At 40.2% G+C, this 16,480-nt stretch carries 16 protein-coding genes; 7 read left to right on the plus strand and 9 right to left on the minus strand.

Features of this window, described 5'->3' with window-relative positions:
• Positions 1–6 precede the first annotated feature (6 nt).
• Genes FD716_RS07255 through FD716_RS07270 form a run of 4 tightly spaced genes read right to left on the minus strand, consistent with a single transcriptional unit; the run spans position 7 to position 4,784 of the window.
• Positions 7–846 (minus strand): MetQ/NlpA family ABC transporter substrate-binding protein, encoded by an 840-nt coding sequence (locus FD716_RS07255; RefSeq protein ID WP_139851672.1) that lies wholly within the window; start codon positions 844–846, stop codon positions 7–9.
• A gap of 29 nt (positions 847–875) precedes the next feature.
• Positions 876–2,336, minus strand: a complete 1,461-nt coding sequence (locus FD716_RS07260) for an LLM class flavin-dependent oxidoreductase (RefSeq protein ID WP_139851673.1) — start codon at positions 2,334–2,336, stop codon at positions 876–878.
• Positions 2,336–3,559, minus strand: coding sequence for an SfnB family sulfur acquisition oxidoreductase (locus FD716_RS07265; protein ID WP_139851674.1), 1,224 nt, complete (start codon positions 3,557–3,559; stop codon positions 2,336–2,338). Before FD716_RS07265 ends, FD716_RS07260 begins: the two co-directional genes overlap by 1 nt.
• A 10-nt stretch (positions 3,560–3,569) precedes the next feature.
• Positions 3,570–4,784 carry an SfnB family sulfur acquisition oxidoreductase gene (locus FD716_RS07270; protein WP_139851675.1) on the minus strand — a complete coding sequence of 405 codons (1,215 nt, stop codon included), beginning with the start codon at positions 4,782–4,784 and terminating at the stop codon, positions 3,570–3,572.
• Positions 4,785–5,166: 382 nt separating this feature from the next.
• Between FD716_RS07270 and FD716_RS07275 the strand changes: the two genes are divergently transcribed.
• The 3 genes from FD716_RS07275 to FD716_RS07290 all read left to right on the plus strand — a co-directional run bounded on the left by FD716_RS07275 (position 5,167) and on the right by FD716_RS07290 (position 8,194).
• Positions 5,167–5,931, plus strand: coding sequence for a glutathione S-transferase family protein (locus FD716_RS07275; RefSeq protein ID WP_139851676.1), 765 nt, complete (start codon positions 5,167–5,169; stop codon positions 5,929–5,931).
• 1,301 nt (positions 5,932–7,232) lie between these two features.
• Entirely contained in the window at positions 7,233–7,709 is a 477-nt protein-coding gene (locus tag FD716_RS07285; protein ID WP_139851677.1) for an Lrp/AsnC family transcriptional regulator, read from the plus strand.
• On the plus strand, positions 7,709–8,194 hold the full coding sequence (locus tag FD716_RS07290; protein WP_139851678.1) for a GrpB family protein: 486 nt from the start codon (positions 7,709–7,711) through the stop codon (positions 8,192–8,194). Before FD716_RS07285 ends, FD716_RS07290 begins: the two co-directional genes overlap by 1 nt.
• Positions 8,195–8,323: 129 nt before the next feature.
• Here FD716_RS07290 and FD716_RS07295 read toward each other — a convergent pair whose 3' ends face one another.
• Positions 8,324–8,620: a hypothetical protein gene (locus FD716_RS07295; protein ID WP_139851679.1), complete on the minus strand. Its 297-nt coding sequence runs from the start codon at positions 8,618–8,620 to the stop codon at positions 8,324–8,326.
• A 292-nt stretch (positions 8,621–8,912) separates the two neighbouring features.
• On the opposite strand from FD716_RS07295, the gene FD716_RS07300 reads away from it, so the two are divergent.
• The 3 genes from FD716_RS07300 to FD716_RS07310 all read left to right on the plus strand — a co-directional run bounded on the left by FD716_RS07300 (position 8,913) and on the right by FD716_RS07310 (position 12,351).
• Positions 8,913–10,511, plus strand: a complete 1,599-nt coding sequence (locus tag FD716_RS07300; RefSeq protein WP_139851680.1) for a GMC family oxidoreductase — start codon at positions 8,913–8,915, stop codon at positions 10,509–10,511.
• A gap of 26 nt (positions 10,512–10,537) precedes the next feature.
• Complete coding sequence (locus FD716_RS07305) at positions 10,538–11,947, plus strand: aldehyde dehydrogenase family protein (protein ID WP_139851681.1); 1,410 nt, start codon at positions 10,538–10,540, stop codon at positions 11,945–11,947.
• Between the two features lie 110 nt (positions 11,948–12,057).
• On the plus strand, positions 12,058–12,351 hold the full coding sequence (locus FD716_RS07310) for a DUF1330 domain-containing protein (RefSeq protein ID WP_139851682.1): 294 nt from the start codon (positions 12,058–12,060) through the stop codon (positions 12,349–12,351).
• A 70-nt stretch (positions 12,352–12,421) separates the two neighbouring features.
• Here the strand turns inward: FD716_RS07310 and FD716_RS07315 are convergent, their stop codons facing one another.
• Together FD716_RS07315 and FD716_RS07320 are read right to left on the minus strand one after the other, a co-directional pair.
• A complete protein-coding gene (locus tag FD716_RS07315) occupies positions 12,422–13,171 on the minus strand; it encodes a YebC/PmpR family DNA-binding transcriptional regulator (protein WP_139851683.1) in 750 nt (249 codons plus the stop codon).
• A gap of 266 nt (positions 13,172–13,437) precedes the next feature.
• Positions 13,438–14,004, minus strand: coding sequence for a 1-acyl-sn-glycerol-3-phosphate acyltransferase (locus FD716_RS07320; protein ID WP_139851684.1), 567 nt, complete (start codon positions 14,002–14,004; stop codon positions 13,438–13,440).
• A gap of 512 nt (positions 14,005–14,516) precedes the next feature.
• Between FD716_RS07320 and FD716_RS07325 the strand changes: the two genes are divergently transcribed.
• Positions 14,517–15,167 carry a hypothetical protein gene (locus FD716_RS07325; protein WP_139851685.1) on the plus strand — a complete coding sequence of 217 codons (651 nt, stop codon included), beginning with the start codon at positions 14,517–14,519 and terminating at the stop codon, positions 15,165–15,167.
• 115 nt (positions 15,168–15,282) lie between these two features.
• Here the strand turns inward: FD716_RS07325 and FD716_RS07330 are convergent, their stop codons facing one another.
• Positions 15,283–16,038: a DUF4850 domain-containing protein gene (locus FD716_RS07330; RefSeq protein ID WP_171477001.1), complete on the minus strand. Its 756-nt coding sequence runs from the start codon at positions 16,036–16,038 to the stop codon at positions 15,283–15,285.
• Positions 16,039–16,095: 57 nt separating this feature from the next.
• Complete coding sequence (locus FD716_RS07335; RefSeq protein WP_139851687.1) at positions 16,096–16,467, minus strand: hypothetical protein; 372 nt, start codon at positions 16,465–16,467, stop codon at positions 16,096–16,098.
• Positions 16,468–16,480 lie beyond the last annotated feature (13 nt).

The following is a 16,480-nucleotide window of genomic DNA, read 5'->3' on the forward strand; positions in this document are numbered from 1 at the left end:
AGCTCCTTATTTCCAGCCCGGAAACCAGAGTTTTGCGCCAAATTCTTGATCTAAAGACGCTTTAACTTTGGGTGAGTTTTGGTAGATTTCGACAAATTTTTTCAAACGGCCCTCTGTGTCTTGATAATCATCGCGTACGACAAAAAGAATGGCATAACGGTTATTGGTTGTGTCATCAAAAATTAAGGCACTCTCTGGATCGGCAGTTTTGGCTAAACGTAAATAATGTGGATAACCAAAGGCCAAGTCTGCATCATCAAGAGCACGTGCAGTTTGTGGGCCTTCAACTTCGATGAACTGTAAGTCTTTGGGGTTTTGTACAATGTCAGCAAGTGTTGAAAGTGAATTGTTGGCATCTTTAAGCTGAATTAACTTCGCTTGTTGTAGCAGTAGTAAGGCGCGTCCTTGATTGACGGGATCATTGGGTACGACGACACGGGCAGCTTGTGGTAAGTCCGCCAAGGCATGATATTTTTTAGAATACAAACCGACATGCGATGCAGCTCCCGTCGCAAAGGCTTTAAGTTTAAAGCCAGTTTCACGCAGGGTATTGTCTAAAAAAGGTTGGTGTTGAAAGAAGTTTGCATCAATATCCCCATGATTTAAGGTGATATTGGGGGTATTCCAGTCGGAGAACTCCACCAGTTTTACATCCAGCCCTTGTTGTTTGGCTTCATCGGCAGCCACTTGTAAGGTTTTGGCAAAGGAAGGGCTCATCCCAATCACCAAGGGTTGCAGCGCTGCACTTGGTTTGCTGAACTGTGTTTTATAAAGTATGGCCGCAACGACGACGATTGCGAGTGCGGCAAGACTGAAGATGGCTTTTTTGCCAGCTGTTAACGCCATAAGATTCCCCTCAAATATCAATATTTCGATTATGCAATTTGTTGTTTTAACGCTGTTTCAGTGACTAGCTGAAGCTTAGGTTGCTGCGGCTGACAACGATAGCCATCGACAGGATGCGCAGTGGGCAGTAAATCACCTTGCTCGAATAATTTGTGTCTGAGCGTCCCACTTTGATATTGGGTTTTATAGCGTCCGCGTGCCTGTAGTTCAGGAATGACCCACTGAATAAAATCATGATGCGATTCGGGAGCGACGGTGCGGGTCAGATTAAATCCATCAATCCCAGTTTCATCGAGGATGTGAATAAGTCGATCTGCAACTGTTTGACCGCTACCCACAATCAGGGGATAACGCCCACCAAGCAAATGTTGGGCTTTTAAATCGGCAGGTGTGATCTGTTGTTCTTTAAACTTTTGATTAACTGAAGCGATGCTATTGGTTTGGCGATAGGGAATGGCTTCATCATCGGCAAATTGCGACAAATCAATCCCAACTGAGCTGGAAAAATGAGCCAAACCTGCTTCTGGGCTGGCATAGCGGCTATATTCTGCGAGCTTTTCTTGGGCTAAGGCATCAGTTTCTGCGGTGACCACCGTGCTCCCTACAAAGATTTTGATACTGCTGGGATCACGTCCTTGTTCGCTAGCCAAGCCTCGAATTTGTTGGACTTGTTGTTTGATTTTATCGACCTGATCACCGCCAATAAACACGCATTCAGCATGCCGGGTAGCAAAATTTAGCCCGCGTGGTGAGGCACCTGCTTGGAATAAAACTGGGGTACGTTGCGGTGAAGGTGAAACTTGAAACACCCCCTGACTTTGATAAAACTTGCCTTGATGCTGAACAGGGTGAACTTTTTTTGGGTCGGTGTAGATGCGATTGGCTTTGTCATTGCGTACTGCATCGGACTCCCAAGAGCCTTCCCAAAACTTATAGCACAGGGTTAAAAATTCTTCGGCTTGCTCATAACGTAAATCATGATCTTTTAAACCCTTTTGGCCAATCAAACGCTCAGCGCTATCCAAATAACCGGTCACGATATTCCAACCAATGCGACCTCTGGTTAAATGGTCGAGTGAAGCAAAACGCCGTGCAAACTGATAAGGGGATTCATAACTTAAATTGACGGTGACCCCAAAACCCAAATGCTGGGTCGCCGCTGCCATGGCTGAAATCAGGGTGGCAGGGTCATGGCTTGGCAATTGAATTGATTCTTTTAAGGTAAGATCGATGCCATTTTGGTAGACATCATAGACCCCTGTAATATCGGCAATAAATAAACCATCAAATAATCCAGCCTCTAGGGTTTTGGCCAAATCAGTCCAGTAATCCAGTTGATTAAATCGAGTGGACTGATCACGTGGATGCGTCCAGAGGCCATGATTAATATGGCCGACACAGTTCATGTCGAAGGCATTCAGTAAAATCTGTTTTGGGGAGGAGGGTATGATTTTTTCATCTATGAACTGACCTTGTGTGGTTATTGTCATTACAATGTCCCTCTGCGTGGGGGTAATTTGCCATTTAAAATGTACTGACCAATAAAATAATATTTCCAGCGGGTGGCATCATGCAGCGTATGCACGCGGGCATTGCGCCAAAAACGGTCTAAGCCATCACTGCGCTGACTGCCTCGACTACCTGCCAATTCAATCAATTTTGAAGATGCTTTTAAGGCTGTTTCAGCACTATGTGCGCGGACTTTAGCAACATCAATGGATGCTTTGGCGACGTTTTCAGCAGTAGGCTGTGGCTTGGCGAGATCAATTGAAGTTGCAGCTTGTTTAAGTAATAACTCACTGGCGCGTACATCTGCGGCAACTCGGCCCAACTCGTATAAAGTCAGTGGATCTTGTGAGGCATGTTCGACATTCGCATCCATCCAAGCTCTGGCTTGTTTGACACGGACTAAGCTTTCTTCAAAGGCTGCACGTGCGATACCGACTTCGATTGCAGCATGCATAATTTGTGCAAAAGGGCCGAGCAAGGTGGGCTGCTTAAAAACCTCATCAAAAGGGAGGATTTCTTCGGCAGTGACCTCGACATTGTCTAATTTTACCGTGCCACTGCCCGTGGTTTTTTGGCCAAAACCAGACCAATCATTAATGCGTTGGAGCCCCGGACGGTCTGCAGCAACGAAGACTAAAAATTCACGTGCATTGTCATCCTGCACCAAAGTTGGAATACGCTGGGCGAACAGGCTACCGGTGCAATAGAATTTTTCACCATTGATGACAGAACCATGAGCGGTTGTGCGAATTACACTGTATTTGGCTGCAGAAGTTTTGGTTTTAAACTCCGCCAATGCATTGCCATAGCGCGCACCCGCCAAAACCTCTGCATAGAATTTCTGTTTTTGCTGTTCGGTTCCCGTATTGCGCAGGACTTCTAAGGCATAGAAATGGTTTTGCGGAATTTGCCCAATAGAACCATCAACCCCACTAAACAAGGCGATGATTTGCGCCACGGTATAGCTGGAAACCTCTGCACCGCCATATTGTTTGGGCACGGTAATCGCCCACAGCCCTGATTGACTGAAAGCCTCTATTTGCGCATAGGGCAAATGTCGTTGTTGATCACGTTGAATACTGCCAATTTGAAATTGCTGGCTGAGTTGCTTGGCGACTTCAAGTGCTTCGGCATCTGATTGAATAATATGAGCATGTTTTGTAGTTGCTCGATCATTGAGCGCGATTTGTTGAAAAGTAGTCATAAAATTCTCCTTAGATCCACGCATGGCGGGCAGGCTGTAAGCCGTTGAGGTAATAATTGCCAATGGCATGTAATTTCCAACGCACTGGGTCGTGTAGCGTGTGCACACGTGCGTTGCGCCAATGTTGGTCTAAGTTGTGAATTTCGAGACTGGCGCGGCTGCCACCGAGTTCGAGCAGTTTTTCAGAGATCTGTAAGGCGGCATCATTGGCATAGACTTTGGCTTCTGCCACAACTATAGAGGCACGATTGGCTTGTGCTTCAGTCACTTGATCGCGGATATTTAATTCATCGAGTTCATCTAAATAGCTTGCAGCTTCGATCAGCAGCAGATTGGCGGCATCGAGTAAAATACTCAGCTTGCCAACTTCTTGTAAACTAAAAGCTTCTTGGCTGGCGAGTTCAACTTGAGCATCGACAATCGGGCGTGCTTTTTGAATAGCAGTCAAGGTGTCGGCAAAAGCCGCTTCTGCAATACCGACATCAATGGCAACTTGGATCAGTTGCGAGTAAGCCCCGCGATAACTGTTGGCTTGACCTAAGGCTTTTTCATCAAAGACTAAATCTGCTGCAACATGCACATTCTCAAGGGTGATGGTGCCACTGGCTGTGGTGCGTTGTCCAAAACCATCCCAGTCATTTGCAATATCAACACCTGAAGCTTTTGCATCAACAATACAAAGCACTGTATGGCCTTCAGGGTGGAGAGCGCGGATGGCAAGCCAGTCTGCAAATGAAGCACCTGTTGAGTAAAACTTAGTTCCACTTAAGACATAATCTTGGTTTTGGCGGATTAAGTGACTGGAAATGCTGCGTGAGTCTGGTGTGTAGCGCTCAGGTCCAGCATTGGCGAGACGCTTGCCTTTTAAAATCTCAGCATAGAGCCATTGTTTCTGCGCTTCAGGGGCAATGCGTGCCAAGGAGTTGAGTAGACCAAATTGATTTTGTGGGATTTGTCCTACGCTTGCATCGGCTTTAGAAATAATTTTAAAGACTAGGGCTAAGGTTTGATTTGAAACATAGGCACCACCATATTGTTTGGGAATCCGTATTCCAGCCAAACCTTTTAAGCTAAATTGTGCAATCACATCATGCGGTAAAGCTTGCTGTTGATCACGATGGTTACGTTCAATCAATGCAAAATCAGCCAGTTGATAAGCTGCATTAATGGCTTGCTGATCATCTTCGATCACATAGGCTGTTTCTTGTGAAGTAAAATTAGACATATCAATACCTTTTATCAATATTGAAACGCTAATGAATTTTTGCTCAATATTTAACTGAGTGATTGTGCTGAACTTAGAATATTTTTTCTAAAAGAAAAATTATGCAAATGAAAGCGTTATATTTAATATACTAATCATTTGAAAACAAAAGCTTTATTTGAATATTACAGTTGTAAATCTGGGGCAATCGCGCTGCTATATTTAGAATAGGAATAACCTAGAGAAAAACTGATATAAATCAAAAAACAACAGGCCCTTTGCTTCAGCATAGTTTTGGACGAAAACTCTATTGTAATTCTCAGTTGCTCTCATTAAAGTAAACTGCTTAAAGGGATGGTTTGTCTCTCGAATCAACGCAATACAATTATAAAGTGGAGCTTTTATGCGTATTCTTTACCAGTTTCCGTTATCGCACTATTGTGAAAAAGCGCGCTGGTTACTTGATCATAAGCAGCTAGATTATGTTGCGCATAATTTAATACCTGGGGTACATCGGGCCTTTGCTCAATTAAAAACAGGGCAAAACATCTTACCCATTTTAAAAGATCATGAGCATTGGGTGGCAGACTCCTCCCAAATTGCGTTTTATCTCGATGAAAAATATCCTGAACATGCATTATTACGTGCCCATCCAAATCTGCGTGAGCAGGCCTTGGCGGTGAATACATTATCGAATGAATTGGGGCAGCATGTGCGACGTTGGGGCTTGGCACATTCTTTATCGGTGAGTGATGAACCTTTGGAAATCATGATTGGTGAAAAAGGTTATTTACGTCAATTTGAAAAAATTTCAAAACCGATTTTAAAAAGAGTGATGAATAAACGCTTTCAACTGAATGATGAAAAGGTAAATGAATCACAGCAGCAGATCACCGATAGGGTAACCGAGCTAAATCAGCGCTTGATTGATAACAATGGTCGTTATTTGGTCGGAGATCGTTTGGGACTGGCGGATATTGCTGTATGTTCGATGTTAGCACCGCTACTTGAACTTGAAGCAACGCCGTGGGAGCGCGAGCCTGAAACAGAACAAGCGGATGAGTTTAATCAATATAAGATATTCTTGCTGGATCTTCCTTTAGGGCAATATATCCAACGTATTTATGCCACTGAACGCAATGCGCGAGTCGATTGGCGTGGGCTTTAATCGCATTGCATGATCACGGCAAGATTGCTCAATACAAAAATAGTCGGATATTCCGGCTTTTTTTGTATATATACAAAGGAAAATATCGCATTAATTGACTTAATTGTGAGAATAAAATTCGGTTAAATCACTTTAATGATAAAATTAATCGTGATTATTTAATTTTGTGATAAATTTTTTCAAAATAAATTAAAAATAATGGTTTTTTAGGGAAAATATTCGGATTGTTTATTGTTAACTTATATCTCAAGGGTGAAGTGGGAATCGAAGCGAGCAAAAGATTAGCAAAATTTGGGAGAAGGGCGCTAATCAAACCCAAAAGGTCTCAATTCGACTTAGGACGCTATAGACCAAAAGTTTATAGGCATAGGCTGTTGCTTACAAAGCAATTGTTGTTGAAGTAAACCCACATATATTTCAACCCTTAAAAATTCAGTTGTTGATTTTGCAATTAACTTAAAAAAATGAAATAATAAATATAGACTTTCAATCACAGACGATTAACCCCCTCAAAACTCAAAACTCAAAACTCAAAACTCAAAATTCAAAATTCAAAATTCAAAATTCAAAATTCAAAATTCAAAATTCAAAATTCAAAATTCAAAATTCAAAATTCAAAATTCAAAATTCAAAATTCAAAATTCAAAACTCAAATAGCCTAAGCTATATAAAAATTTAAACACGCTTTGCGAGTGTTTTCTGTCTAGGTGGGCTTATTCATGTCGCATATTTTATTTAGCTTAGATTCAGCCTTTAGATTAACTCTATCTAGTGATTAGCATAAGTTGCTATTGCTCTACATACTGTGCTGATTACAGCGACTTTATTGTGGTTATATTTGATTGGATTTTGAAAATAATTATCGATATTCAACCAATAAAAAGAAAAAAATAAATGATAAATATAGCTACATGGTAATTAATTGATCAATTTTATTTAATTGTGAAAAATATTTTCAAAAATGACTGGAAATTTATGTTTTTTAGAGAAATAATTCACAGTGAATGTTGTTAACTTATATCTCAAGGGTGTGATGGGGATCGAAGCGAGAAAAGATCTGCTTTATTTGGGAGAAAAAAGCAGATTAACCCAAAAGGTCTCAATTCGACTTAGGACGCTATAAATCAAAAGTTTATAGGCACATGCTATAGGTTACAAACATATAGTTGTTGAAGCAAACCACGTGTTTTCCCTTGACCCTTAAAAATTCTGCAAGACGTCAAAATAATTACACGTACAACAACTATAAAGTTTGAGTAAGTTTTCATCATAAAACCATTCACAATACATAGGCACAACAGATGAAACTTGATCGCTTTGATAAACAAATCTTAGAAGTACTTACTCACGAAGATATTAATTTAAATGAACTCTCAGAGCGGATTAATTTATCGGTCAGCTCAGTGCATCGTCGTATCAAACATTTAATTGATACTGATATTATGAGCAGCTTAAAGCGCGATATTAATTATGAAAAACTCGGCTTTAAACTGCATATTATTTTACAAGTTTCTTTGAGTAAGCATGATAGTGATACTTTCGCTAAATTCTTAGAAGAACTTGAGAGTATTCCTGAAGTGATTAATGCATTTTTGGTCACAGGACAGTCCGCTGATTTCTTGGTGGAGGTGGTGGCTAAGGATATGGAAAACTATAGTGATTTTCTATTAAAACGCATGGGTAAAATCGAGCACGTCGTGGCACTTCATTCGAGTTTTGTGATTAAGGAATATAACGTATTTAACTGTACGGCCTTACTGAGTAAGGTGGCGGGTTAATGCCAATTGATCAGGCGATCGTGTTACAGGCTGCTGCAGCTTATCAGCCACAATGTATTGCGCTTTTTAATCATTATCAGGCCAAGATATTACTTTTAATGCCATTTGCTCAAGTGGAGCATATTGGGGCTTCGGCTATTCCAGATGCGATTTCCAAAGGTGACTTAGATATTTATGTGGGGGTACCTGAGCACTTACTTGAAGAAGCTGTTATCTGTTTATTGGCGCATGGCTTTACTGAAAAAACAGATACCTTTCGGTGCGCACAGTTATGCATGCTGGAAGCGATTGAAGACAAACAAGTAGCAATTCAATTAGTTGCTCTTGGATCTGTGTATGTATTTTTTCTAGCATTTCGTGATCGCTTGAGACAGCGTCCTGAGCTCGTTGAACAATATAATCAAATCAAAAGAGCTGCACAGTATCTGGGTATGGATGAATATCGGGCGCAAAAAGCAGAATTTATTCGCCATGTTTTAAGATGATTCACATAGGACGGCAATCTTCTAGGAAGATGCTTCCTTGCTGTATTCAATCAGCATCCTCATTGAGATTCAATCACATGGCTTTTGAATATAAAAACATCGTTGCTTAATCAGTACCAATAAAGTTGCTTAAGAGCGTAAGCAGAACATATACATATGATTTGAAAAGTCGAGCACTGCTTTTTCTTTATCTTCTTGAGTTTCAAACTTATCGGTATCGTAGGCAACCTCAACCATGATTTTGTTGATTGCCGCATCTTTTTCTGATTGGGTGAAAGCCTCCATTGCAGAAGTGACTGGCAGGCCATCTTGATACATGCGCATGATTTTATGTGCAGTATCCTGCAACGCCTCACAATGGTTTGTCTGAGCAAAACCAAGGCTTGGAAAAAATAAACTGAGGGAAAGTAAAGTGATTTTATTCATTTTAAGGTATCCAAAGCAATTGGCTATAAAATATCAGGATAATCAGTAGAAAGCCATCTGGAGACTATTGTGCTGGCTGGTAGAACTGAAATAGATCAAAGTGCCTGATGTTTTATTGCACAAGTTTTAATTGTTTTATTTATTACTTTCTATATTAAGTATTTAATTTATTGTCAAAAAAATATTATTTCCAATTTAAATTATTTTTTTATAATTTTTTAATGCATTTATATGATATGTTTTTAGAATAATATTTTTAATTTTAGTATCGCTTTTGCAAGGAATAGCAGAAATGAATAACGAAGAATTTGATTACATCATTTGCGGGGCTGGATCAGCGGGTTGTGTTGTAACGTCTCGATTGCTAGAGCATAAAAAAGGCAAAGTTTTATTATTAGAAGCCGGTACGAATGATAATAGTCTGTTTATTAAGATGCCAGCGGGTGTGCCACAAGCGATTGCCAGTAAGACTTGGGACTATAGCACTGAGCCCGATTTGAGAACCAATAATCGTAGAATGACCTGTGCACAAGGCAAAGTGCTTGGTGGCAGTAGTTCAGTCAATGGCATGATTTATTTACGTGGCCAGCATGAAGATTATGATCGCTGGGAAAATCAACACGGCTGCCTAGGCTGGGGTTTTGACTCGATGCTGAGTTATTTTAAAAAAGCTGAGAATAATGAAACACTCTCTGGAGAATATCATGGGGTCGCTGGCCCACAATATGTGAGCGACAATCATTACCGTCATCCATTAAGCCGTGCATTTATTAAAGCCGGTCAAGAATTTGGTTTAAATTATACAAATGATTTTAATGGAAAATCACAACAAGGCGTCGGTTTTTTTCAAACCACTACACATCATGGCGAACGTGCAAGCACCGCAACAACCTATTTAAAACCAGTTCGAGATAACCCCAACTTCAGCCTTAAATTAAATGCCCTGGTATCGAAGGTGGTGATTGAGGGGAATAAGGCGGTGGGGGTGAAATGCATTATTGGTGGTCAAGAACATTATTTTAAAGCCAGAAAAAGCGTGATCGTCAGTGCCGGTTCCTTGGGCTCTCCAAAGATTTTAATGTTGTCTGGGATTGGCCCACAGGCGCATTTACAAGCGCATGGGATTGAGGTGATTAAAGACTTAGCTGTGGGTAAAAACTATCATGATCATCTGCATGTTTCGATTAATGCAACCATTACACAACCTATTTCAATTTATGGTCAAGATCAGGGATTTAAGAAGATTGAAAATGGTTTACTCTGGTTATTTACCCGTAAAGGCGTGGTCTCTTCCAATATTTTAGAAGCTGGTGCATTTATTGATAGCAACAATGACGGTCGTCCTGATCTGCAAGCTCACTTTCTACCTGGTTTAGATACTTGGGATGATCCAAATGGTTTAGGCAAAGGTAAAACTCACGGTATTACCCTTAAAAACTGTTATTTAAGACCGCGTTCACGTGGCGAAGTTTTACTGAAAAGTAAGAATCCCGAAGATCTCGTTCAAGTCCATGCCAACCTCTTAGCGAAAGAAGAGGACGTACAAGGGATGATTCGTGCAACACAGTTCGGTCTTGATTTATTAAAGATGCCTAGCCTTGCAGGCTATATTGATGAAATTTTTTCTCCAGCAGAAGATCGTGATGACTTAAGTGCCATTGAAGCCTTTGTGCGTCAAACCTGTAAAACCACCTATCACCCCGTTGGAACCTGTCGTATGGGGAAAAATGAACTGGATTCAGTGGTTGACCTAAATTTGAAAGTACACGGAATACAAAATTTACGTGTGATTGATTGCTCAATATTTCCAGAAATACCAAGCGGTAATACCAACGCACCCACCATTGCAGTCGCAGAAAAAGCGGTTGATTTACTTATTCAACAAAGTTAAAAACTCTCTTCGTTAAGGAAAAACAAATGTTAAATCAAATGATTTATGCAGGACAGAAAGTACAAGGATTGGAAAGCGGTTTTAATGTGATTAATCCCGCCACTGAAGCAGTTTTAACAGTTTGCAAATCTGCAAGTATTAATCAAGTAAATGATGCCGTAGAAAGTGCCAAACAGGCATTTCAAACGTGGAAAAATACCAGTGATACCGAGGTAACTGAAATCCTCAATCGTGTTGCTGCAGATATTCAAGCAGCGAGATCTGAAATTGCGCGTTTAATTACAGAAGAACAGGGTAAGCCACTTGCGCTTGGGGAAATGGAAGTTGATATGGCACTGTATTGGTTGCAAGTGACCAACGGCTTAGAAATTCCTGTGTTAGAACAAATAGATCCGATGGGTAAAAAGATGAATGTCTATCATCGTCCATTGGGTGTTGTTGCTTCGATTACGCCGTGGAATTGGCCATTTATGATTGCGATTTGGCACATTATTCCAGCGTTAAAAGCCAAAAACTGCGTGGTGAATAAACCTTCTGAATATACACCGTTAGCAACGCTCCGTTTGGTTGAAATTATTAACCGTCATGTGCCTGCTGGGGTATGTAATATTGTGCTTGGTACTGGTGAGGTCGGGGCAACCCTCAGCAATCATGTTGATGTTGAGAAAGTTACTTTTACGGGTTCAACACCGGTTGGGCAATCGATTCTCGCTGCCTCTGTGAAGGAGTTACGTCAAGTGGTGCTTGAACTGGGCGGGAATGATGCGGCAATTGTGATGGATGATGTCGATGTTGCAGAAACGGCACAGAAGCTATTTGGCAGTGCTTTCTTTAATGCAGGGCAAACCTGTGCCTGTATTAAGCGCTTATATGTGCATGAAAATATTTATGATCAAATGGTTGAAGAGCTGGCCAAAATTGCGGATAGTCAGGTGGTTGGTGATGGTCTAGATAAAACCACAACGCTTGGGCCTTTGCAAAATGTGAAGCAATATCAAAAAGTCAAAGCTTTGGTTGAGCAGGCGATTGCTGAGGGGGCACATGTTGCAAATAACAAAACAGCAGATTTGCCAGCACAGGGCTATTTCTTAGCACCGCTTATCTTGACCAATGTGGCTGAGCAAAGCGAAATATTTGCGACAGAACAGTTTGGCCCAGTATTGCCTGTGGTGAAATTCTCAGACTTAGATGAGGTGATTCATCGTGCCAATCAATCGAGTTATGCTTTGGGCGGCTCGATTTGGAGTAAAGACATTAAACGTGCTCAAGCTGCTGCGGCTCAAATGGAAGCTGGCACGGTTTGGATTAACAGTCATGCCGATGTTTCACCTTTTACTGAGTTTGGTGGTTGGAAAATGTCAGGTATGGGCTATTCATTTGGTTTGGATGGTTTACTCTCATTTACGAAAAAACAAGCCATACATTTAGCCAGTTAAGCATTGGTGTAATTGGCAAAATGGGTGTGCTGTGACCAGTATGCCCATTTTTATTGTGAAAATTAGGGTCTAGATCTGAATTTAAAGACGATACAAAGGGAAGGGAAATCATGAGTGCATATGTTATTTTTATTCGTAAAAGTTTGAAAAATTTAGATGAATTGAAAATCTATCAGCAGCTTGCAGGTAAAGCCAGTGAGGGACATGCGATCCAACCATTGGCTTTTTATGGTGATACAGTATGCCTAGAAAATATGGACAGTGAAGCGGTCGCTATTTTTAAGTTTCCAGATATGGCACAGGCCAAAGCGTGGTATCACAGCGAAGCATATCAGCAAGCCAAAAAACACCGTGATTTAGCTGGTGAATTTTCGATTATTTTAACAGAAGGCTTGGCAGATTAGTTTTCTGACGCGCTTAGCAAAAAAACGCACCGAGTTGGGTGCGTTTTTTTGAGTACGTAACTCTAAATGTTTACTCGTCTAAGAGTGCGAGGACTTCATCAGAGAATTCAACGTTGGTATAAACGTTTTGAACATCGTCTAAATCTTCAAACATATCAATCATTTTTAAGATTTGTTTGGCTTGCTCGATGTCGTTAATCTCGGCTTTGGTTGAAGGGCTCATGACCACTTCAGCATTGTCAGATTTCAGACCTGCTGCAGTTAATGCATCTTGTACATCACCAAAACTTTCAGGGGTGGTGATCACTAAAATATCATCTTCAGTGATTTCAATGTCTTCAGCACCGGCTTCCAGCGCCACGTCCATGATTCGGTCTTCTAATGAAACATCTTCAAAGATGATTTCACCGCGCTTGGTAAATAAATATGCAACAGAACCCGCAGTACCTAAGTTACCATTGGTTTTAGAAAAACAGTGACGTACATCAGGAACGGTACGATTGAGATTGTCGGTCATGGTTTCAATAATGACCGCAACGCCGCCTACGCCATAACCTTCATAGGTGATTTCTTTTAAATCATCATTTGCATCATCACCGGCACCACGTTGAATGGCGCGATTGATGGTGTCACGTGTCATGTTGACAGACAGTGCTTTTTCGACCACCGCACGAAGACGTGGGTTACTTGCTACTTCAGGGCCACCGAGTCTTGCGGCTGTGACCAATTCACGAATATATTTAGTGAAAACTTTACCACGACTTGCATCTTGTTTAGCTTTACGATGCTTAATATTGGCCCACTTAGAATGACCCGCCATGCGAAATGCGCTCCTAACGAAAAAACTGGTTCTAGACCAGATCAAATGATAGCGATTCTAGCATAGGGATTTTTTTTTGAAAATTAGGTGATTGTGGCTTTTTGGCTATTACAGCGCATTGACTTGGTTAAAGCCTATTTTTTGGCTTAATCCTTTGAAATTAGAGCGAGGTTATTTGCGTTTGTTTTTTATGCAGCGATAAAAAAAGCACGATCATTGCATGAATGATTGTGCTTTTTATTGCTTAAATTTGAAGGGATATCGGTTTAAGCCAGTGCTTTGGGTGCTGGAATAATAATGTCTAGTCCAGTATGTTCTTTATACAGACGTTTAATTTCAGCAAGATCATCATCTAAGTTTGATGGGTAGATTTTGGCAAAGATGCCACCTTGCTTGGTTTTCGCATTGGCAAACATCAGAATAATCGGTACATTGGCGGCTTTGGCAATATGCCAAAAACCGGTACGAATCGGTTTACGTTCTTCACCATTTTTAGCGCGGGTGGCTTCTGGTGCAATGACTAAATTGAATTTCTGGTTTTGATCAAACAATTGCACCATTTGCGAAACAATATCTTGGTTGGCCTTACGATCGACAGGAATGGCACCGATTGCTTCTAAAATTGGCTTCATTGGGCCTTTAAACAATTCTTTTTTCATTAAAATATGAATTTTAATTTGATAAATTTGAAACAGCGCGAGCGATAAAACACCATCCATCATTGAGGTGTGCTCAAAACCAATAAGTACTTGTTTATCTTCTAAAATATTCTTATCACCTTGATACTTCCAACCTGCGAGTTTAAAGGTAAGTTTACCGAGTTGCGTTTTCATAGATTTACCTTTGTGGCAAGAGAGAAATGAGCTGGGGAGTTTGCGAGGAATCGATACGAAATACAATGTTCAATTTTATTTTTTTATCAAAAAAGAGGTTTAAGACCTTGGTTTTGATTTAAATTTGTCGCTGGCTTATACCAATAAGTCTGCAGTATTGTTATTTCTTGGTTGAATATTTATTGGGTATGCAGATTGTTGGTATTTTTACTTGCGTTAGAAGTAACTACTTTTGATGAATTATATCGATTCCAAATAATATTCTTGGAGTTTCGCTTCTGCTTTTAATGATCGTTGCCGTGGTTGTTTTAAAATCATAATAAATGCTTTTGAAAAAGGCTTAGCCGAATGTCTAATCAATAATCAAAGCAAAACTATTGCTAAAGTCTTTTGCTTACTTATACTTACATGTCATTTACTATGTGATGGGCTTATTTAGAATAAGCCATACAAGATTATTTATTTTTAAATGGCCACAACATTTTAATGGTTTGGTCTGGGTGTTTTCCTTAATGTATAAAATTTATTTAACTGCATTTTTATGCAGTACGGCTATTGTTTTTTCGGGGTGCTCTGATACGACTGAGGCAAAAGCAAATAATGCGGCAGTAGAGCAGAAAGTACCGAAGCAACCAGAAAAGCTTGCACCTGAAGATGATAAAAATTTAACCGGAACACCTGTTTTAGGCTTTAAACTGAGAGACTCAACTTTTGACTCTGTTAAAAAACGGCTAACAGATTACCAAGTTGATGCAAATAATGTGAGTTATGCTGGCGGACCTTTACTTGAAAATGATGGTTCCGGGTTTAATATCGACGGATTGGTTGGTACGCAGTTTGGTTTTGATGAAAATGAAAAACTGGTTTATGTGTGGATGGTACTCAATGAAAATAATCATATGTCGCATGAAACTTATAAAAAAATTGTGAGTTATATCAAAAAAAATAATTATAAAATCGTGCGTGAAAAAGCCCCATTTGTAGGTGATCGAGAAACTGAGTTTGTAACGCCCAATAATGAAACGATTTTGGTTCGTTCACCACATATGGGCGGGTTTAAAGTACAAGTTGAGTATTTAACCCATGAATTTTCTCAGCAGCGATCACAAAGTCAAGCAGCGCAAAAACAGCAAAAAAATACAGCAGAATCCGCCAATTTTTAATTCTATTTCTATCTACGACGAATCAAATGCTGGCTTTTTCAGAAGATCTTGCCTGCATTTGATTATAGATAAAGCGTAATCTATGTATTAACCAAGCTCAGCCACGATATGCATATTAATTGGGATGGGTGAGTGAAAAGAAATTGAGCATGAGCCGTGCCAATGGTTTTTGTGGAGGGCTTAAACTCATTGAGAGCTGTTGAAAAGCAGTATCACCTTCCATATTAAATTTTGCCACGCCATCGGTCACATATTGCGCTGCTAACTGGTATTGATAATAAGCGGTGTGTTTATTGAGTCGCACGATCTTGAGTGGCACATTGGTACCTGAATAAACGTGATCAAATTGCTTTTTATTTTCTTTGGCCGCTTCAGGAAAAAATATACTGGCGGCATCTAAAGCACAACTCACGCAAGCAGGCACAACATACAAACTCAGGTTAGATTTTTGGTCAGCAGTTGTCATAAGTACGGCTGTATTGCCATTTGCTCCAATCGCAGCTTTGATTCGGGTAAATGAGCGAGGGGCTAAAATCCATTCTGTAGTATCTGCAATATGATAAACCGTAAATTGCTCGGCTAGCTTTGGATCTACATCCATATTAAAAAAGCATTTGGTGATTGAGCAATTTTCAGTGGGCAGGTGCGGACTGTCATTTTCATCGGTGCCCATCGGCACGCTGATCGAATAAGCTGGAATTTTAACGCCATTACGAAATACAGCCTGGCCAATTGCGGTAATCGGGTGCTGTACATTTTGTTCTGCCATAGAGGTATTTATTGTTGGAGGGCTAAAGTTATATGGTTTGGCATGGCTTTGAATAGCCAAGGTGGCAAGTAGAGTAAATACAGTTGATGCTATTATTTTCATGAGATGACTTCGCATGATATGTTTTTATTTAAATGAATGAACGAGACGGTAAATACATCAATCCTCTGGGGCATTCAGACTGAGTCTACTGGTCATTTTAAAATCTTTTTCTTTCATCCAGCCAGTTGTATCGTTACCATTTTTGTCGATGTACATCACATAGAACCAAGTATAATTTTCATTTTGAAATTGCTGGTAGGCAATTACCGTATCATTTGGAATTAAGAATAAGTTTTTAATACTGCACTGTGCTGAGGGTGCTGAATGAAAATTGCTTCTAAAACCTTTGGGGCCTTGTAAGGTAAACATATATTTGGTGCCATACATCACGCCATTATCGTCCGCGAGTTTAGAGAGCTGGTCGCAATTGATATTGGCTGATGCTGCAGTACTTAGGGTAATTAGAAGTGAAAAAAATAATTTTTTCATTGGTTTATCCATT

The sequence above is a fragment of the Acinetobacter pullicarnis genome (assembly GCF_006352475.1).
Taxonomy (GTDB): Bacteria; Pseudomonadota; Gammaproteobacteria; order Pseudomonadales; family Moraxellaceae; genus Acinetobacter; species Acinetobacter pullicarnis.